This window comes from Xanthomonas campestris pv. campestris str. ATCC 33913, assembly GCF_000007145.1.
Taxonomy (GTDB): domain Bacteria; phylum Pseudomonadota; class Gammaproteobacteria; order Xanthomonadales; family Xanthomonadaceae; genus Xanthomonas; species Xanthomonas campestris.
This window is the reverse complement of the sequence record NC_003902.1, coordinates 210,632-229,225: the sequence shown is the minus strand read 5'-3', so window position 1 is coordinate 229,225 and position 18,594 is coordinate 210,632. Positions and strand designations below refer to the sequence as shown.

The 18,594-nt window shown below is 67.6% G+C and carries 15 protein-coding genes; 4 read left to right on the top strand and 11 right to left on the bottom strand.

What is annotated here, in order from left to right; translation table 11 throughout:
• Positions 1-11: 11 nt before the first annotated feature.
• The 4 genes from XCC_RS00925 to XCC_RS00910 form a co-directional block, all read right to left on the bottom strand.
• Positions 12-644 (bottom strand): ParA family protein, encoded by a 633-nt coding sequence (locus tag XCC_RS00925; RefSeq protein ID WP_011035431.1) that lies wholly within the window; start codon positions 642-644, stop codon positions 12-14.
• 359 nt (positions 645-1,003) lie between these two features.
• Entirely contained in the window at positions 1,004-2,068 is a 1,065-nt protein-coding gene (locus XCC_RS00920; RefSeq protein WP_228442263.1) for a hypothetical protein, read from the bottom strand.
• Positions 2,069-2,135: 67 nt separating this feature from the next.
• A complete protein-coding gene (locus XCC_RS00915; RefSeq protein WP_011035429.1) occupies positions 2,136-3,053 on the bottom strand; it encodes an AEC family transporter in 918 nt (305 codons plus the stop codon).
• 319 nt (positions 3,054-3,372) lie between these two features.
• Positions 3,373-4,011, bottom strand: coding sequence for a hypothetical protein (locus XCC_RS00910; protein ID WP_011035428.1), 639 nt, complete (start codon positions 4,009-4,011; stop codon positions 3,373-3,375).
• 161 nt (positions 4,012-4,172) lie between these two features.
• Between XCC_RS00910 and XCC_RS00905 the strand changes: the two genes are divergently transcribed.
• Positions 4,173-7,883 carry an indolepyruvate ferredoxin oxidoreductase family protein gene (locus XCC_RS00905; RefSeq protein WP_011035427.1) on the top strand — a complete coding sequence of 1,237 codons (3,711 nt, stop codon included), beginning with the start codon at positions 4,173-4,175 and terminating at the stop codon, positions 7,881-7,883.
• Between the two features lie 186 nt (positions 7,884-8,069).
• Here the strand turns inward: XCC_RS00905 and XCC_RS00900 are convergent, their stop codons facing one another.
• Genes XCC_RS00900 through egtB form a run of 3 tightly spaced genes read right to left on the bottom strand, consistent with a single transcriptional unit; the run spans position 8,070 to position 10,630 of the window.
• A complete protein-coding gene (locus tag XCC_RS00900; protein ID WP_011035426.1) occupies positions 8,070-8,342 on the bottom strand; it encodes a DUF3253 domain-containing protein in 273 nt (90 codons plus the stop codon).
• Positions 8,343-8,357: 15 nt separating this feature from the next.
• Positions 8,358-9,344: an L-histidine N(alpha)-methyltransferase gene (gene egtD / locus XCC_RS00895; RefSeq protein ID WP_011035425.1), complete on the bottom strand. Its 987-nt coding sequence runs from the start codon at positions 9,342-9,344 to the stop codon at positions 8,358-8,360.
• Positions 9,341-10,630 carry an ergothioneine biosynthesis protein EgtB gene (egtB, locus tag XCC_RS00890; RefSeq protein WP_019237120.1) on the bottom strand — a complete coding sequence of 430 codons (1,290 nt, stop codon included), beginning with the start codon at positions 10,628-10,630 and terminating at the stop codon, positions 9,341-9,343. The genes egtD and egtB overlap by 4 nt, the downstream gene beginning before the upstream one ends.
• Before the next feature lie 65 nt (positions 10,631-10,695).
• Between egtB and XCC_RS00885 the strand changes: the two genes are divergently transcribed.
• Positions 10,696-11,877 (top strand): aminotransferase class V-fold PLP-dependent enzyme, encoded by a 1,182-nt coding sequence (locus XCC_RS00885; RefSeq protein ID WP_057671054.1) that lies wholly within the window; start codon positions 10,696-10,698, stop codon positions 11,875-11,877.
• 535 nt (positions 11,878-12,412) lie between these two features.
• Here XCC_RS00885 and XCC_RS00880 read toward each other — a convergent pair.
• The 4 genes from XCC_RS00880 to XCC_RS00865 are packed head-to-tail and all read right to left on the bottom strand — an operon-like array spanning position 12,413 to position 16,267.
• On the bottom strand, positions 12,413-13,885 hold the full coding sequence (locus XCC_RS00880; RefSeq protein ID WP_011035422.1) for a glycine betaine ABC transporter substrate-binding protein: 1,473 nt from the start codon (positions 13,883-13,885) through the stop codon (positions 12,413-12,415).
• Complete coding sequence (locus XCC_RS00875) at positions 13,882-14,619, bottom strand: ATP-binding cassette domain-containing protein (RefSeq protein WP_011035421.1); 738 nt, start codon at positions 14,617-14,619, stop codon at positions 13,882-13,884. Before XCC_RS00875 ends, XCC_RS00880 begins: the two co-directional genes overlap by 4 nt.
• A gap of 60 nt (positions 14,620-14,679) precedes the next feature.
• Positions 14,680-15,033 carry an EF-hand domain-containing protein gene (locus XCC_RS00870; RefSeq protein WP_011035420.1) on the bottom strand — a complete coding sequence of 118 codons (354 nt, stop codon included), beginning with the start codon at positions 15,031-15,033 and terminating at the stop codon, positions 14,680-14,682.
• Positions 15,034-15,061: 28 nt separating this feature from the next.
• Positions 15,062-16,267 (bottom strand): DesA family fatty acid desaturase, encoded by a 1,206-nt coding sequence (locus tag XCC_RS00865; protein WP_011035419.1) that lies wholly within the window; start codon positions 16,265-16,267, stop codon positions 15,062-15,064.
• A gap of 154 nt (positions 16,268-16,421) precedes the next feature.
• On the opposite strand from XCC_RS00865, the gene XCC_RS00860 reads away from it, so the two are divergent.
• A complete protein-coding gene (locus XCC_RS00860; RefSeq protein WP_011035418.1) occupies positions 16,422-17,258 on the top strand; it encodes an ABC transporter ATP-binding protein in 837 nt (278 codons plus the stop codon).
• Between the two features lie 274 nt (positions 17,259-17,532).
• Entirely contained in the window at positions 17,533-18,549 is a 1,017-nt protein-coding gene (locus XCC_RS00855; protein WP_011035417.1) for a TIGR00266 family protein, read from the top strand.
• The last annotated feature ends 45 nt before the right edge of the window (positions 18,550-18,594 follow it).

Genomic DNA, 18,594 nt, shown 5'->3' with positions numbered 1-18,594 from the left:
GCTTTCCGGTCCTAGGCTTTCTTGAGCCACTTCAACAGCGGCTCCCAGTCCTGTTGATGGTCGCGCACCTGCGCAGAGCGGTAGTCGAACAAGCTGCGCCCCAGCCCGGCCATCACCACATAGGCCTGGGTGTCGCGCAGTTGGGTCACCAGCGGATACGGCCAGCTGCCGATCATCTCGGCGGCCTGTTGCGAGGTCTGGGTCCACGGCCGGGCGCGGTTGAGCACCAGGCCCACCGGCAGCTTGCGCTGGTGCACGCGCGGCACCTTGGCCAGGGTGTTGAGGAAGCCGACCACCGCTTCGATATCCAGCGCCGAGGACAGCACCGGCACCACGATGGCGTCGACATGGTCCAGGAAGCCGCTCAGGTCATCGGCCATCGCGCCGGCCGGCGCATCGATGATCAGCTGGTCGGTGCCATCGGGCACGGCGGCCTGCCAGTTGCGGCGCCGGGTAGCGTCGATCGGCAGGACCGCGCTTTCCAGACTGGCGCGGCGTTCCGCCCAACGGGTGGACGAGCCCTGTGGATCGGCATCTGCCAGCACGGTGCGCTGGCCTTGCAATGCCGCGTGTGCGGCGAGGTTGGTGGCGATCGTGGTCTTGCCAACGCCGCCTTTGGAGCCGGCCACCAGGACTGTCTTCATGCACGCCTCGCTTCCGGGAGCAAGCCGGCAGCGTACACCGCGGCCGGGTGAGGAAGTAGTCGAAACACGTTAAACGCACTACGGCATTGCCTATCGCAGTGCAGCATCGTGTGCGTGCGGGAACGCAGGCGTTGGCACCAGCCATCATGCGTAGCGCTTTGCCAGCGCTGTGGTGATACCTCCAAAACGCAACGCCCGAGCCAGCAAGATCAGCGGACACGGGACCAAGCGTGATGGGTGTGGCCGATCGGCAGCGCGCACCAACCAGGCGCCTTGTCGATCAGTCTGCAGTTGAAGACCTGCTCATCCGCAAGACAACCGCGCTGCCTGCTGCTCCGACGCGCGTGCTGCCCGCAGCCTTACTGCACCGAAGCGCTCGGCTGCCAGCCGGCCGGCGGTTGCGTGGCAATGCCCTGGCGCTGCAGCAGCGCACGCAAGGCCGGCACTTCACCGTGAGCCAGCACCGCATCCCCATCGGACACCAGGCCTCTACCAGCGCCGGCAAGGCCCTGCTGTTGCTGCTGCAGCCATGCCAGCTCGCGTACCCGGGCCTGCCACCGCGTTGTATCGGCGCCACTGCTGAGGCTGGCCATGCGCTTTGCACCGATCAGGGCGGTGGCCAGCGTGGACTCGTCCTTGGCCACATTGCCCAGCACCGCCATGCATTCGTCGCGCAGCGCTGGAGTTACCGTGGCCGGATCGCAACGGCGTACCAGCGGGCTCAATGCCGGCAATGCGTGCGCGGACCACGCCGCCATTGCAAACAGCATCGCGGTGTCTGCGCCGGTGGAGGGCAGGCCACGTGCATCGAGCTGCGCGCGCAGGCTGACCGAGGTCAGCACCGGCCATTGCACATCGGCATAAGCAGCGTGCAAGGCCTGGCCCAGGGCCAACGCGCCACTGTCGAAATGGTCTGCCTGCACCGCGGCCTGCCAGGCGCGCTCGGCAGCGGCGGCATCGCCACGCCGTTGCGCCGATGCGTAGGCGCGTAGATGCACATCGGCGTTGCCGGCATCGGCCTGCTCCAGGAAGGCGAGCGCGGCGAGCGGGTCGCAGCGCAAGCCAGCGGGGCAGCCCAACGCTTCCATCCGCGCCACCAGCAGGTCGCGCGGCCGCGCGTCCAGCGCGCGTTGCAGCCAGGCGCGCTGGAGCGGCGCGTAGCCGGCGCGCGCAGCGTCGGACTCGGCATCAGTTTCGGTGTCGATCCACAACAGGCCGGCCAGATACAGCGGCCCGGGCTTGCCGCTGTCAGCCATGCTGCGCAGACGTGCCTGCAGCGTCTCGCCGACCTGCTGTCCCCACTGCTGCACCAGCGGATCGTTGGTGGGATCAGCCGTGGGAGCAGCGGCGGGCGCGGCGGAGGCCATGCACGCGCTGCCCAGCCAGAGCAGCACCGTGCTGCCGATCAATCGTGAAGTCCGCATCCGTGTGCCTTGTCCTGTGAGGGCGCGCATGCGCCGCCGGCCAGCATTTCATGCACGGGCACGCGCATCAAGCCGCCAGGCGCGCCAGCAGCCATGCCCAGGCCGGCAGGGTGAGCAGCGACAACAGGATGCTGTAGCCCACCATCGCCGCCGCCAGACGTGGCGCCAGGCGGTGCGAAATCGCCAGCGCCGCGGCGGTGATCATGGTCGGCATTGCCGATTCGAGCACATTGGTCTGCAGCATCTGGCCCTGCAGGCCGAGCGCCCACGACAGCGGCAATGCCAGCACCGGCATGACCGCCAACTTGAACAGCAAGCCCAGCGCCAGTGGCTTGAGTTCCTGCGCCGGCAAGCGCAATTGCAGCGAGAACCCGACGGCCAGCATCACCAGCGGCAACATCGCATCGGCCAGGCTCTTCAACCCCGAACCGATCCAGGCCGGCGGCTGTTCGGGCATCAGCGTCAACGCAAATACCAGCGCCCACAGCGGCGGAAACCGCAGTACCCGCGCCAGGATCATCCGCGCGGTGGGCGGGGTGTCGCCGCTGTAGCGTGCCAACACGTACAAGCCGAAGGTGGACAGCAGCACGAAGGTGCCGAACTGGTCGTAGACCACCGCATACGGCAAGGCGTGGTCGCCGATCAGCGCGCGCACCATCGGAAAGCCGATGAAACTGGAGTTGGTGAACACCACGCACATCAGCAGCGCGGCGTATTCGTCGCGGGGCACGCCGAGCAGACGGCTGCAGCCCCACAGCATCGGCACGATCAGGGCGGTGAGCAGCCAGGGCGTGGCGATGACGCCGCCCAGCGAGGCATCCAGGTGCAGCCGCGGGACATAGGTCAGCACCGAGGCCGGCAGGCAGATGTACAACACGATGCGGTTGAGCACATCGGCGCTGTTGTCCGGCAGCACGCGCAGCCGTGCAAACACCAACCCGAGCCCCAGCATCGCCAGGATCAACGCAAATGCATCCACCGCCATGGCGTGGTCATGTCTTCGAAACGGGTGTGCAGGATCGCATAGCGTGCGTGCCGGGCTTGCGACCGACTGCAGCGCGGGACGACGCACTTCACCTGGTCTGCGCGTTACTCAGCACAGATCGCCGATGACACCGCCTGGATGACAACGCTGGCTTGCGCAAGCCGCCTGCCCGGCGAGTGATGGCGCAACGAACGCCACCATGGCCTGCACGAATGCGGACGACGCACAGCGCGATTTCAGCGCCGGACTGCAGCGCCACGCTGTATCGCCAATGCGGCGTTACCCGCGCGCTGCAGATTCACTGCCGCGCGCGGTTGGCTTACGGGAACGCGGGCGGGTTGGCCTGCCAGGCGGCGAAGACTTCGGCCAGGCTGGCGCGGTCTGCCTCGCGCCACTCCGGCAGCAGGCTGGCGTAGTTGGCGGTGCTGCCCCAACGGTCCGGCCAGGTGCGCACGGCGGCGGCGTACCACTCGACTGCTTCCTGCTTGCGTCCGGCGCGCCACAGCCCCAATGCCAGCGTGGTGGGCAACCATGCCGGCGTGGCCGGGCGGCCGTTGGCCAGGTTGGCCCAGTGCTGCAGGGCCTTGTCGGCCTTGTCGGCGCGCAACAGGTCCCAGCCGTAGTTCCAGCTGATGGCGCGGTATTGCTGGCTGCCGTTGGACACCAGTGCCAGCGCGCCCTGGTAGAGCTCGTCGCCTAACTGTGTGCGGCCACCGGCATAGGCCAGCGCGGCAAGCTGTGCACGTGGCTCGGCGGCGCGTGCGTCACGCTGCACCATGCCGGCCAGCCGATCCACGACCGCATCGCCCTGCCCCTGCACGGCCACCACCGGTTTGGTCGTGGCACGGTCTTCGTCGAAATAGAACTCCTTGGGCTTGGGCAGGCTCTGCGCCTGCGCCATCGACCACACGCCCCCGAGCAGGGCCAACGCGGCGACCCATGCGTATTGCTTCTTCACTGGCTTTATCCCCTGACAGCAAACGACCCCTTCCCGTCCCCATCCTAACCGCAGCGCGGCGGCTGTGCATCCGCAGGCGGACGGGCGCGTGAAAGGCGACTGTTACAATTTGCACGCCGTTTTGGAATCCCCAGGTTCCAGCCACCCTTTCCGGGCACGCCATGACCAGTACCGCTGCACTTTCATCCCCCGCCTCTGCCAACACGCCGGAGATCGGCCGTGTGGATGCGGACTACACGCTGGAACACAAATACACGCGTGCCGACGGCCGCATTTATTTGTCCGGTGTGCAGGCGCTGGTGCGGCTGCCGCTGATGCAACACCTGCGCGATGTGGCCGCCGGGCTGGATACCGCCGGGTTCGTCAGCGGCTACCGCGGCAGCCCGCTGGGCGGGCTGGACCTGGAACTGTGGCGGGCGCGTGCGCATCTGGAGGCGGCCAAGGTCACCTTCACCCCGGGCCTCAACGAGGACCTGGCCGCCACCATGGTGTGGGGCACGCAGCAGACCAACCTGTTCCCGGGCGCCACCGTCCAGGGCGTGTATGGCATGTGGTACGGCAAGGGCCCGGGCGTGGACCGCAGCGGCGACGTGTTCAAGCACGCCAATGCCGCCGGCACCTCACCGTTTGGTGGCGTGCTGGCCCTGGCCGCCGACGACCATGCCTGCCGCAGCTCCACCTTGCCGCATGGGTCCGAAGACGAATTCGTCAGCGCGATGATGCCCATCCTCAACCCGGCCGGCGTGCAGGACATCCTGGACATGGGCCTGCTCGGTTGGGCGATGAGCCGCTATACCGGGCGCTGGGTGGGCTTCAAGACCATCGCCGAAACGGTGGAATCCTCTGCCTCGGTGGACGTGGACCCGTTCGCACGCCAGATCGTGCTGCCGGACGACTTCGCACTGCCGCCGGGCGGGCTGAGCATCCGCTGGCCGGATCCGCCGGTGGATCAGGAGATGCGCCTGCACCGCTATGCGGTGGCCGCCGCGCAGGCATTCGCGCGTGCCAACGGCATCGACAAGCTGGTGCTGGATTCGCCGCAGGCACGGCTGGGCATCGTCACCACCGGCAAAAGCTATCTGGACGTGTTGCAGGCGCTGGAATACCTGGGCCTGGATGCGCAGGCCTGCGCGCAGATCGGCATCCGCGTCTACAAGGTGGGCATGACCTGGCCGCTGGAGCCGGTGGGGATCACCGCGTTCGCGCGCGGGCTGGACGACATCGTGGTGGTGGAAGAAAAGAAAGCCTTCATCGAGCGCCAGATGAAAGAGCTGTTCTACAACTGGCCGGCCAGCGCCGGCGCGCGGCCGAGCATCGTGGGCAAGTACAACGAACACGGCGCGTGGATCCTGCCCTCCACCGGTGAGCTCACCCCGGCCACCATCGCCGCGGTGATCGGCAAGCGCATCCAGCGCTTCCCGCTGCCGTCGGCGGCCATTGCTGCATCGATCGAACAGCGCCTGCGCTGGATGGAGGCCAAGGAAGCGGAGATGGCGCTGCCGCGCGCGCTGTTCCCGCGCGTGCCGCACTACTGCTCCGGCTGCCCGCACAACACCTCCACGGTGGTACCGGAGGGCTCGCGCGCGCTCGGCGGAATCGGTTGCCACTACATGGTGACCTGGATGAACCGCTCGACCGACACCTTCACCCACATGGGCGGCGAAGGCGTCACCTGGTCGGGGCAGGCGCCGTTCACCGCCACGCCGCACGTGTTCCAGAACCTGGGCGATGGCACCTATTTCCACAGTGGCTCGCTGGCGATCCGCCAGTCGGTGGCCACCGGCGTCAACATCACCTACAAGATCCTCTACAACGACGCGGTGGCGATGACCGGCGGGCAGCCGGTGGACGGCACGCTCACTGTGCCGGACATCGCGCACCAGCTGCGTGCCGAAGGCATCCACGAGATCGTGGTGGTGAGCGATGACATCGGCAAATGGACGCGCCGGCGCGAGCGGTTCCCCAGCGACGTGGCATTTCACGATCGCAGCGAACTGGATGCGGTGCAGCAGCGGCTGCGCACCATCAAGGGCGTGTCGATCCTGATCTTCGACCAGACCTGCGCCACCGAAAAACGTCGCCGTCGCAAGCGCGGCAAGCTGATCGACCCGCCCAAGCGGGTGATGATCAATTCGTTGGTCTGCGAAGGCTGTGGCGATTGCGGCGAGAAGAGTTTCTGCGTGTCGGTGCTGCCGAAGGACACCGAGTTCGGGCGCAAGCGCGAGATCGACCAGTCCAACTGCAACAAGGATTATTCCTGCGTGTCGGGCTTCTGCCCGAGCTTTGTCACCGTGCATGGCGGCGCGCCGCGCAAGGGCAAGAAGCGCGATGCCAGTGCATTGCTGGACGCCCTGCCCGAACCGCCACAACGCACCACGCTGGAGCAGCCCTGGAACATCCTGATCACCGGCGTCGGCGGCACCGGCGTGGTGACCATCGGCGCGTTGCTGGGCATGGCCGGCCATCTCGAAGGCAAGGGCGCCACGGTGCTGGACCAGACCGGCCTGGCGCAAAAGGGTGGCGCGGTCACCACGCATATCCGCATCGCGCGCCAGCCCGCCGACATCCACGCCGTGCGTATCGCCGCCGGCGAAGCAGACCTGGTGCTGGGCTGCGACATGGTGGTGGTCAACGATTACTGGGCCTTGTCCAAGGTGCGCGACGGCCGCACCCAGGTGGTGCTCAACACCTACGAAGCGATGCCGGGCAGTTTCACCACGCAGCCGGATCTGCAGTTCCCGGCAGCCGAGATCATTGCGGGGGTACGCACTGCTCTCGGCGGGCAGGAGCCCTTGCTGCTGGACGCCACGCAATTGGCCACCGCGCTGCTGGGCGATGCCATCGCCAGCAATCTGTTCGTGCTCGGCTATGCCTGGCAGCACGGCCTGGTGCCGTTGTCGCACGCGGCGTTGATGCGCGCGATCGAGCTCAATGGCGCGGCGGTGGCGATGAATCAGCAGGCCTTCGCCTGGGGGCGTTTGGCGGCGGTCGATCTGCCGGCCGTACAACGCGCCGCAGGCCTGGCACCTGCGCTGGACACGGCCGCCCACGCGCATGCCGCCACACCGCCATCGCGCGGGCCGGGCAGCTGGGAAGACCACGACATGAGCGGCCAGAGTGCGCCGCGCGCGCTGGCGCAAACCGATGCCGACACGCTGCACGCTGACGGCGATGCTCCGGTGCATCCATTGGATGACGAGCAGCTGGCGCAGTCCCTGGACGAGGCGATCGCGCGGCGCGTGCACTTCCTCACCGACTACCAGGATGCCGCCTACGCCCAGCAATACCGTGCGCTGGTGGAGCGCGTGCGCACGCACGAAGCGCAACGCGCACCGGGCAGCACCGCGCTAAGCGCTGCGGTGGCGCGCTACGCCTTCAAGCTGATGGCCTACAAGGACGAGTACGAGGTGGCGCGGCTGTATACGCGCGGCGACTTCCAGCGCCGTGTGCAGCAGCAGTTCGAGGGCGACTACCAGCTGCGCTTCCATCTGGCGCCGCCGTTGTTCGCCAAGAAGGATGCAAACGGGCAGCCCATCAAACGCGAATATGGGCCGTGGATGTTCAGTGCCTTCAAATTGCTGGCACGGTTGAAGTTCCTGCGCGGCGGCAAACTGGACGTGTTCGGCTACACCGCCGAACGTCGCGGCGAGCGTCAGTTGATTGCCGATTATTTGGCAACGGTGAACACGCTGCTGCAGCGCCTGGACAACGACAACGTGGGCCTGGCCGCGCAGATCGCCAGCATCCCCGAACACATCCGCGGCTACGGGCACGTCAAGGACGCGCACCTGCACGAGGCCAAGGCGCGCGAAGCCGCCCTGTTGGCGCAATGGCGCAACCCCAAGGCGCTGCATGTGGTGCAGGCGGCATAAGCTGCCAGTGCGTTACGGATGAGGGATGCGTGGCGTCGATCGTGCGCCACAGGCAGTGGCGGTTTGGCTGCGCGGTCAGCGGGTTTGCGTGACCGATGCGAGGTCTTAGGTTTGAGGTCGCGTTGGATCACGTGCTGGCTCCCAGACCGTGCGTGTACTGCCTGCACGCGATCGCAAGCGCAGCAGTTATCGCGGGAAGCGTGGCCCGCGCATCAAACGGATCGGGCCGCGTACCGTGCCCAGCTCCACAGGCTGGCCACGCTGCGTGATGCGCACCACACCCTCGCCCACCAGTGCGGCCGCGGTGGCGCGCACCTGCGGCATCAGCGCGCGCCAGATCGCGGCATCCTCGCTGAGTGCGCGTGCCACCTCCGACGGGCAGATCGAGTGCTGCGGCTCACGCCGTGCGAGCAGGTCGACGATCAGCGCCGCCATCTGCGCGGCGTCAGGTACCTGCATCGCGTGCGGCCTGCGTCAGAGCGGGCGTAGCAACCGCAGACCGAACCAATCCTTGGCATCGTTCCAGCCATGCGTCACCTTGAGGCCGGCCGCGGCGGCCAGTTCGGCGAAGCGGGCGTCGGTGTACTTGTAGCTGTATTCGACCTGCATCGCCTCGCCTTCGGTGAAGGTGAATTCCTGCCCACCCACGTGCACACGTTGCGCGCGCTGGCTGACCAGGAAGGTTTCGATGCGGCCGCGTTCGCGCGCATACACCGCGCGATGGCGGAAACCCTCCAGGTCGAAATCGCTGCCGATCTCGCGGTTGAGGCGTGCCAGCAGATTCACCGTGAATTCCGCGGTGACCCCGGCGGCATCGTTGTACGCCGCCTCGATCAGCGCGGCATCCTTGTCCAGATCGATGCCGATCAAGGCGCAGCCGTCGGCGCCCATGGTCTGGCGCATCGCATCCAGCAATTCAATCGCAGCGGTGTCGGTGAAATTTCCCAGCGTCGAGCCGGGGAAGAACACCACGTGCCGGCGTGCCGGGCGTTGCGCGGCCGGCAGCTGCAGCGGCCGGGTGAAGTCGGTGCACACCGGCAACATCTGGATCTGCGGAAATTGCTCGGCCAGGCGTGCGGTGCTTTCCAGCAGCGCGGTCCGCGAGATTTCCAGCGGCGTATAGGCCACCACATCGCGCAGGCCCTGCAGCAGCAATTCGGTCTTGCGGCCACTGCCACTGCCGTACTCCACCACATGCACGCCCGCGCCGATCGCCTGCGCGATCGAGCTCATGCTGGCCTCGAGCAGGCTCAGTTCGGTGGTGGTGAGGTAGTACTCGGGCTGACGGGTGATCGCTTCGAACAACTGCGAGCCGCGCGCATCGTAGAAATATTTCGACGGCAGCGTCTTGGGCGTCGGCGATAGGCCGGCCAGGGCATCGGCGGTGATGTCGTCCGGCTGCGGGCGCAGATCGGTCAGCGCGGCATGCGCGCGTTGGGTGGCGTGGGCGGCGGCGTTCACAGCAAATCCTTGGCTAGGCGCACGCCGGCAAATTGCCAACGCGCATCGGAGGGGAAAAAGTTGCGGTAGCTGGCGCGCACATGGCTGGCAGGCGTGGCACAACTGCCGCCGCGCAAGACCCATTGCGCGTTCATGAATTTGCCGTTGTATTCGCCCAGCGACCCGGGCCAGGGCGCGAAGCCGGGATACGGCAGATACGCGCTGCCGGTCCATTCCCACACATCGCCAAACAGCTGCTGCAGACCGGTGTCCACCGCGTCGGCCGCGCGCGGATGCAGGGCATCGCTGTCGACGAAATTGCCGTGCACGGCAATGCCGGTGGCGGCCTGTTCCCATTCGGCCTCGGTGGGCAGGCGTGCACCGGCCCAGCGCGCGAACGCGTCGGCTTCGAACAGGCTCAGATGGCACACCGGCGCATGCGCATCGCGCACGCGCCAGCCTTCGAGGGTGAACTCGCGCCCGTCCGCATCCCAGTACAGCGGATGCTGCCAGCCCTGCGCCTGCACCATTGCCCAGCCATCGCTAAGCCAGGCGCCTGCGCTGCGGTAGCCACCGTCATCGATGAACTGCTGGTATTCGGAATTACTGACCACACGGTGCGCCAGTGCATGCGCACCGACCAGCACGCGGTGGCGCGGCGATTCGTTGTCGTAGGCGAAGGCCTCGGCCTGTGGCCACGACGCTGCGCCAATCTCCACGATCTGCTCGTCGCGCGCATGCCAGCGCAAGGCGCTAGACGCCGCCGCCGGCACGGGCTGGGCCTCCCGGTAGGCCGGCTGCAGCGGATTGCTCCACAGGGCGTGCTTGATGTCGGTCAACAGCAGTTCCTGGTGCTGCTGCTCGTGCTGGATGCCCAGCTGCACGATGGTGCAGGTGGCCTCGTCCAGCAGGCCATCGCGCAGGCGGCGCTGCATCTGCGCATCGACGGCCGCACGGTAGTCACGCACCTGTTGCAGCGATGGCCGCGACAACACGCCACGGCGCGCGCGCGCATGCATCGGGCCTACGCTTTGGTAGTAGCTGTTGAACAGGAAATCCCACGCCGGGTCGAACACCACGTACTGCGGGTCGGCCTGCAACACGAAGCGTTCGAAGAACCAGGTGGTGTGTGCCAGGTGCCATTTGCTGGGGCTGGCGTCGGGCATGCTCTGCACCATGGCGTCTTCCGCGCTCAAGGGTGCGGCAAGACGATCGCTTAGCGCACGGGTCTGCGCGTAGCGTTCCAACAGCGTCAGCTGCTGTTGCTGGTGGTCGACCAGCAGGGGTGATTGTGCAGACATCGCCATATGCTTGGGGAGCGACCGTGAACGCGCCGTGTGGGTGGCATGTCGCTGCGCGTTAAGCTGTGCGCATGAGCGCCGCACCGTTGTTCCGTTCGCTACCCACACCCCTGGATTGGTCGCAGCGGGAGCAGGCATTTGTGCTGCCCCCGGCCGTGACCTATATGGATGCCGCCGCACGCGGGCCCATGCTGCGGGCCGTGCAAACGGTGGCGCACCAGGCCATCGATGCGCTGGCCACGCCATGGCAGTTGTCGTTCGCTGCATGGGTGGAGCAGATCGAGCAACTGCGTGCGTTGGCCGCGGGCCTGTTCGATGGCGATACCGATGCGGTGGCGCTGGTGCCCTCGGCCGCACACGGGCTGGCCACTGCCGCGCGCAACCTGCACCTGCAACGCGGCGAGGCCGTGTTGGTGCTGGAAGGACAGTTCCCCTCCAACCTGTTGATCTGGCAGCGCCGCTGCGCCGAGGTGGGCGCGCAGATCGTCGCGGTGCCGATGGCAGCGGGGGGGGCTTTGACCGAGGCGGTGCTGCGGGCGATCACCGAGACGGCGGCGCTGCGCGTGGTGAGCCTGCCGCACGCCTATTGGCTGGATGGCCGGCAACTGGACCTGGACCGCATCAGTGACGCCGTGCACGCGCGCGGTGCGGCGCTGGTGCTGGACCTGAGCCAGAGCCTGGGCGTGTTGCCGACCGATCTGCCGCGCTGGCGGCCGGATTTTGTGGTCAGCGTGGGCCATAAATGGTTGCTGGGCCCGATGGGCCTGGCGTGGCTCTGGGTGGCCCCACGCTGGCGCACACGTGGTGTGCCGATCGAAGAACACTGGAGTGGCCGCGATGCGGGTAGCAGTTGGGAATTCCCCATTGCCGCAGCGCCCGACTACCGCACCGGCGCGCGCCGCTACGACGCCGGTGGCGTGGCCGACCCGCTGCGCCTGGCCATGGCGACCGCCGCCTTGCAGCAGATCACCGCCTGGCAACCGGCACGGATCGCGCACGCATTGGGCGCGCTCACCGCGCAGTGGGACGCCGCGCTGCAAGCGCAGGGGCTCGCCCGCTGGTGCACGCCAGGCCATGCGCCGCATCTGACCGCGCTGCAACCGCCGGCTGCGCAGCTGGAGTCGGTGGCCACCACGCTGCGTGCGCTGGGCGCGGTGTGCACGCAGCGACACGGACGGTTGCGCATTGCCCCGCACCTGAGCGTGACCGGGCAGGCGCTTGCAGAGCTGGTGGCTGCGCTGCCACGTGGGTGATGGTGGGTTGCCGATGTGCGGCGCGGTGACCCAGGTGCCTGTAGGAGCGCGCTGGCGCGCGATGGGCGTTGTCGGTAACGCCTCATCGCGCGCCAGCGCGCTCCTACGTGGTTCATGCGGTGGCTCGGGTTTGCTGAGTAGCGCACGCGGTGAGCGTTTTCTGCGGGTGCTTCTGTCTGTCATCAACCGCTGAGCTTTGATCGTGCCGGCATCCTGCCTTTGTAGGAGCGCGCCTGACCGCGATGAGGCTTGCCCTGCAAACCGCTCCTGGGCGACTCATGCCCGGATGCGCGTAGGAGCGCGCTGGCGCGCGATGGGCGTTGCCGGCACAGCCGCGTCGCGCGCAAGCGCGCTCCTACGGGTCATGAGGTGGTTGGGGGTCTGCGTGGCGCAAGGCGTGCATGGATCGCGCTGCTTTGCGGCGCTCAATCATCGGACGTGCTGACACCCGCTCTTGTAGGAGCGCGCTTGCGCGCGATGGGCGTTCCCGGCACAGCCGCATCGCGCGCAAGCGCGCTCCTACCTTTGCAGTTGCTCAACCGCGCTGACTCAGGCGTAGCCCACGCGGGGTGGCCCAGCGCTCCAGGCCTTCGAACAGCGCCTGCACCAGCAAGGCCAGCACGGCGGCGGGAATGGCGCCTTCCAGGATCAGGCCGATATCGTCCAGGCGGATGCCGGTGAGGATCGGCTGGCCGTAGCCGCCTGCGCCGATCAATGCGCCCAGGGTGGCGGTGCCCACATTGATCACCGCCGCGGTCTGGATGCCGGCCACGATCGTGCGGCGCGCGAGCGGCAGTTCGATACGCCACAAGCGCGTCCATGCCGGCAGCCCGATGGCTTCGGCGGTCTGGCGCAACTCGCGCGGAATCGAGGTCAGCCCGGCATGCGTGTTACGCACGATCGGCAGCAAGCTGTAGAGAAACAGCGCCGCAATCGCCGGTTTGGCGCCGATGCCGAACAACGGGATCATGAACACGAACACCGCCAGCGACGGCAAGGTCTGCAGCACGCCGGTCAGCGACAGCACCACTTGACCAAGCCGCGGCCGGCGCGCGGCCAGCACGCCGAGCGGCAATGCCATCACCAAGGCCAGCCCCAGCGAGATGCCCACCAGGGCCAGGTGCTCCCAGGTGTGCTGCAGCAAGCGCGCAACGCGGCCATCGGTGGCCGATGCCGGCGCCACGCCCAGCCATTGCGCGGCCACGGCGGCTTCGCTCTTGCGCTCCAGCTTCACCTGCGCGTTGAGCCGCTGCATGGTGGCTTCATCGATGCGCCCCTGCAGCCCTTGCAGCGTGGCTACCATCGTCGGCGCACGCTGCGCCAGATCCTTGCGATACAGGAATACCGCCTGGTACTCGGAGAAGTAATGGCGGTCGTCCTGCAACACCTGCAGCTGGTAGTACGGAATTTCCGCATCGGTGCTGTACAGATCGGTGACCTCGATGGCCCCGCTCTGCAGCGCGCGGTAGGCCAGGTCGTGATCCAGCCCGGTGGCGCGCTGCGGCAATGCATAGGCGCCGCGCACGCCGGGCCAGCCATCGGCACGCTGCATGAATTCATTGCTCAGGCCGATCTTCAGGTCCGGATGCCGGGCCAGATCGGACAGGCTGCGGATGCCCAATGCCTGCGCACGCTCCCGGCGCATGCCGAACGCATAGGTATTTTCGAAGCCCAGCGAGTCGGTCATTGCCAGGCCGCGTGCATCCAGTGCGGCGCGTAGTTCGGCGTGGCTGGCCTTGGGCAGCTGCAGCAATTCCTGCGCCAGCGTGCCGGTGTAATCGGCGTACGCATCGATCTGCCCGGTCTCCAGTGCGCGCCAGAGAATGCGCGTGCCACCGAGCTGGGCGCGGTGCTGCACCTGCACGCCATCGCGCTGGCCGGCAGCGGTGGCGATCTCGCCCAGGATCACCGCTTCGGTGAAGTTCTTCGAGCCGATGGTGACCTGCGCGGCTTGCGCCACACCGCTGCAGATCAACAATGCAAAAGCCATCAACGGCGCGCGCATCATGCGGCATCACCGATGCTGCGCTGCGCGGTGAGAAAGCGCTGCACGAACGCATCGGCCGGCTGTTCCAGCAGCGTGCGCGCACTGCCCTGCTGCACCACTTGGCCGGCGCGCATCAGCACCAGCGTGTCGGCCAGATACGCGGCTTCGGCCACGTCGTGGGTGACCAGCACCACGGTCTTGCCGAGCTGCGCGAACAGCTCGCGCATCTGCGCCTGCAGGTCGTAGCGCACGATCGGATCCAGTGCACCCAGTGGTTCGTCCAGCAGCAGCGCCGGCGGGTCCAGCATCAGGGCGCGGATCAGGCCCACGCGCTGGCGCTGACCACCGGACAACTCGGCCGGGTAGCGCGCCAGCAGCGCGGGCGGCAGCTGGCACAGCGCGCACAAGGTCTCCAGGCGTTGCGCGATACGTTGCGGCGTCCAACCCAGCGTCTGCGCCAGCAGCACCACATTGCTGCGTGCATCCAGGTGCGGGAACAGGCCGCCCTCCTGGATCACGTAACCAATGCGCTGCCGCTGCGCCTGCAGCGCATCACGCCGCAATGGCGCGCCATCGAAGGTGACGCTGCCACTGTCCGGCCATTCCAGGCCCACCAGCATGCGCAGCACGGTGGACTTGCCGGCGCCACTGGGGCCGATCAACGCAGTGGTGACACCGCTGGCGAACGACAGGCTGACCTGGTCGAGGGCGATGGCCTGGCCGTAGCGACGGCTGACCTGGTCGAGAGTGAACATGCGGCCGAGCTTGCCGGGCGCCGCGTCAGACGGGCGCGAAGGCGCACCTGCGTGCAGGTCTCACCGCGGTGGTGCCAGCAGTTCGCGCGCGCTCAAATAGCCATCGCCATTGGCATCCTGGCGTGCGAAACGCTCCACCAGCGTTGCGCGGTGCGCGGCGCGGGTGATCGGCTTGCCGCGCCGGCCCGGCAGTTCTTCGCCTTGCAGCACGCCGTCGTGATCCAGGTCGCGCTGATCGAAGGCGTAGCTCATCCAGGCCAGATATTCATCGCGGCTGACCCGGCCATCGCCATCGGTGTCCATGCGTTGCAGATACTGCTGGCTGTCCTGCACCTGGGCCTGCGCGGCCACCGCCACTGCGCACAGTGCCCCACAGGCCAGCACACGAGGCAGCGCGTGCAGCAGCGCAGGCACGCAAACGCCCGCGCGCGCAACGCTCGCGTTACGTGCCACTCAGCGCATAACCCTTGAGCCGTGCCGCATACGCCTGCAATGCCGCGTTGCCGCTGGCTTCGGCTTCATGGCACCACTGCTGCAGCTGCTTGAGCCGCTCGGACGCATCGTGGCTGCGCGCTTCCAGCACGGCGGTGAGGCGCGCGCGGTATTCCACCAGCGTGCGCATGCGCGGGCGTTGCGCCACCCAGTGTTGCAACTGTTCGCGCGCATCGGGCTTGAGCCAGCGGCCATCGTCCACCAGGCCCTTGCGCAGGCGGCGCGGTAGCAGCTGGCGCAGCTTGGCACCGGTGGCGGCGGCCTCTTCGCGCAGGGCCGGCTTGAGCACGTTGCGCTGGTAGTCGGTCATGGCCTGGAAGCGGTGCGACAACAGTGCCTTGAGCGTGTCGGCATCGGGCACGGCGATGTTGGGGCGAATGTCCAGCGACGGCGCCACCCGCAGCACCTTGGCCAGGCCCAGCGCCTGCAGGCAGCGGATCGCGATCCAGCCGATGTCCAGCTCCCAGCGCCGCATCGAAAACCGCGCCGAACTCGGGAAGGCATGGTGATTGTTGTGCAGTTCTTCGCCACCGATCCACAGCGCCCACGGGGTCAGGTTGGTGGAGGTGTCGGCGGACTCGAAATTGCGATAGCCCCACCAATGCCCCAGGCCATTGACCACGCCGGCGGCCCAGAACGGAATCCACGCCATCTGGATCGCCCACAGTGCGATACCGGGCAGCCCGAACAGCACGCTGTTGACCACCAACAGCGCGATCGGGCCGGCGTTGGCGTGCGGCGTGTACAGATGCCGCTCGATCCAGTCATTGGGCGCGCCCTTGCCGTACTGCTCGATGTCGGCCCGCTGCGCGCGTGCTTCGCGGTACAGCTCCACGCCGCGCCAGAACACCTGGCCGATGCCCTTGGTCTGCGGGCTGTGCGGGTCTTCCTCGGTTTCCACCTTGGCGTGATGCTTGCGATGGATCGCCACCCACTCGCGGGTGATCATCGAGGTGGTGAGCCAGGTCCAGAAACGGAAGAAATGCGCGATGACCGGATGGAAATCCACACCGCGGTGCGCCTGGCTGCGATGCAGGTACAAGGTCACCGCGAAGATGGTGAGTTGGGTGAACACCAGCAGCACGGCCAGCATCCCCCACACGCCCAGGCCGGCGATGCCGGAGGTCAGAACGTCGATGATCGAATCGGACAACATCGGCATCTCCAGGCAGTGCGCCATCGTGTCGGTGGATACAGACATGATGGGGGCGATGGCGGCAAACTTCACCCTTCGGATGCGTAGGGTGCCTCCTACATTCCTAAAGCGGTTCACACGTCTCGTTTCCTTCCCGTTACCCGATCCCACCTGCATGTCTGTTGCCGTCGACTCCTCCGCCACACCCGATGCCCCGCCACTGATCGAGCTCGACCAGGCCAGCGTGATCCGCGGCCAGGTGCGCGTGCTGCACGCCTTGCGCATGCGCATTGCGCTGGGCCAGCACACCGCCATCCTGGGCCCGAACGGCTGCGGCAAATCCTCCTTCATCAAATTGATCACGCGCGAGCTGTATCCGCTGGCGCGTGGCGATGGCCAGCCCGCGGTGAAAGTGCTGGGGCAGACGCGCTGGCAGGTGGACCGCCTGCGCGCGCATCTGGGTATCGTCAGCGGCGATCTCAGCGGCAACCTGGCGCAGATGCCCGAGCTGGATGTGGAAAGCGCGGTGCTCTCCGGGTTTTTCGCCAGCTACGTGGTGCCGCCGCACCGCGAAATCAGCGACGACATGCGCGCCCGTGCACGCGAAGCACTGGCACTGGTGCGTGCATTGCCGTTGCTGGAGCGCCCGTATGCAGAGCTGTCGGCCGGCGAGACACGGCGCGTACTGATCGCGCGTGCGCTGGTCAATCGCCCACAGGCGCTGTTGCTGGACGAACCCTCCACCGGCCTGGATCTGGTGGCGCGGCAGCACCTGCTCGACAGCATGCGTCACCTCGCCCAGCAAGGCATCACGTTGGTGCTGGTGACCCATCACATCGAGGAAATCGTGCCGGAGATCGACCGGGTGATCCTGCTGCGCGGTGGCAGTGTCCTGGCCGATGGCAGCCGCGCGGACATGCTCACCGACGACCGTTTGTCTGCAGCGTTCGATGGCCCGGTGCGGGTGCAACGCGATGGCGAGCGCTACTGGGCGACGGTGGGCGCTGGCTAAGCGCAGCGATCAAAACGACTGCGCAGCCGCCAGGCGGGCGTTACGTTTTGTTAGCCGCTCTAAGGTTTGCGGTGCAGTGCGATGCGCGGGCTGAGCTGGCGGCCGTGCCATGCGCATTGGCGGCGGCAATGTGCACGCGGCGGGTCGTGCATGTCTGCGCGAAAGCGGCGCCCCACCCCTGCCCAACCGGTGCGCCGCGCCATGACGTTGGGCAGGGGACAGCGGGCCGGCCACTGCGCTTAGACTCGGCGCACCGCAGACAGGAGTCGTCCCGATGGCACAGTGGTATTTCCATATTCCCGGACAGGCCGACCGGATCGGCCCGCTTGATGACGCCAGCGCCCGCGCGCATGCGCAGCGCCAGCCCGACGCGCTGGCCTGGCGCGACGGCCTCGACGGCTGGACACCCGCCCGCCAGCTGGCCGAATTGCAGGGCGCCGGCAGCCTGCCGCCGCAGTTGAGCGGCACAGGCGCCGCACGCGCGGACGAGATCGATTACCGCATCGTCGGCAACGACATGCAGTTCGTCGAGGTCGAACTGGACCCGGGCGAGAGCGCCATCGCCGAAGCCGGTGCGCTGATGTACAAGGACGCCGCGGTGCAGATGGACACCGTGTTCGGCGATGGCTCGCACGATGGCCAGGGCGGCAGCAGCGGCGGGCTGATGGGCAAGTTGCTCTCGGCCGGCAAGCGCGTGGTGACCGGCGAAAGCATGTTCACCACCGTGTTCACGCACGCCGGCAGCGGCAAGGCCAAGGTGGCGTTCGCCGCGCCCTACCCCGGCACCGTGCTGGCGTTGCGGCTGTCCGAACACGGCGGCCGCCTGATCTGCCAGAAGGACAGCTTCCTGGCGGGTGCGCGCGGCGTATCGCTGGGTATCGCCTTCCAGCGCAAGATCCTCACCGGCCTGTTCGGCGGCGAGGGATTCATCATGCAGAAGCTCGAAGGCGACGGCTGGGTGTTCGTGCATGCCGGCGGCACCGTGGTGGAACGCGACCTGGCGCCGGGCGAACGCATCGACGTGGACACCGGCTGCGTGGTCGCCTACCACGCCAGCGTGGACATGGACGTGCGCCGCATCGCCGGCCTGAAGAGCATGTTCTTCGGCGGCGAAGGCGTGTTCCTGGCCACCCTCACCGGCCCGGGCAAGGTGTGGATGCAATCGCTGCCGTTCTCGCGCATGGCCGGCCGCATGCTGCAGGCCGCCCCGCAGGCCGGTGGCCAACAACGCGGCGAAGGGTCGGTGCTGGGTGGACTGGGGCGCTTGCTGGATGGCGACAACCGGTTCTGATCGAAGCAGACTGGTTGACCGCGGCTGGTGCGACGCGTTGCCGTA

Bases quoted from the DNA above. Each gene is read 5' to 3' on its own strand.
- XCC_RS00860 (WP_011035418.1), top strand. From the start codon at position 16,422: ATGTCTGTTGCCGTCGACTCCTCCGCCACACCCGATGCCCCGCCACTG.
- XCC_RS00885 (WP_057671054.1), top strand. From the start codon at position 10,696: ATGAGCGCCGCACCGTTGTTCCGTTCGCTACCCACACCCCTGGATTGG.
- XCC_RS00900 (WP_011035426.1), bottom strand. From the start codon at position 8,342: ATGCAGGTACCTGACGCCGCGCAGATGGCGGCGCTGATCGTCGACCTG.
- XCC_RS00920 (WP_228442263.1), bottom strand. From the start codon at position 2,068: ATGCGGACTTCACGATTGATCGGCAGCACGGTGCTGCTCTGGCTGGGC.
- XCC_RS00855 (WP_011035417.1), top strand. From the start codon at position 17,533: ATGGCACAGTGGTATTTCCATATTCCCGGACAGGCCGACCGGATCGGC.
- XCC_RS00865 (WP_011035419.1), bottom strand. From the start codon at position 16,267: ATGTTGTCCGATTCGATCATCGACGTTCTGACCTCCGGCATCGCCGGC.
- XCC_RS00915 (WP_011035429.1), bottom strand. From the start codon at position 3,053: ATGGCGGTGGATGCATTTGCGTTGATCCTGGCGATGCTGGGGCTCGGG.
- XCC_RS00875 (WP_011035421.1), bottom strand. From the start codon at position 14,619: ATGTTCACTCTCGACCAGGTCAGCCGTCGCTACGGCCAGGCCATCGCC.
- XCC_RS00925 (WP_011035431.1), bottom strand. From the start codon at position 644: ATGAAGACAGTCCTGGTGGCCGGCTCCAAAGGCGGCGTTGGCAAGACC.
- egtB (WP_019237120.1), bottom strand. From the start codon at position 10,630: ATGGCGATGTCTGCACAATCACCCCTGCTGGTCGACCACCAGCAACAG.
- XCC_RS00905 (WP_011035427.1), top strand. From the start codon at position 4,173: ATGACCAGTACCGCTGCACTTTCATCCCCCGCCTCTGCCAACACGCCG.
- XCC_RS00880 (WP_011035422.1), bottom strand. From the start codon at position 13,885: ATGATGCGCGCGCCGTTGATGGCTTTTGCATTGTTGATCTGCAGCGGT.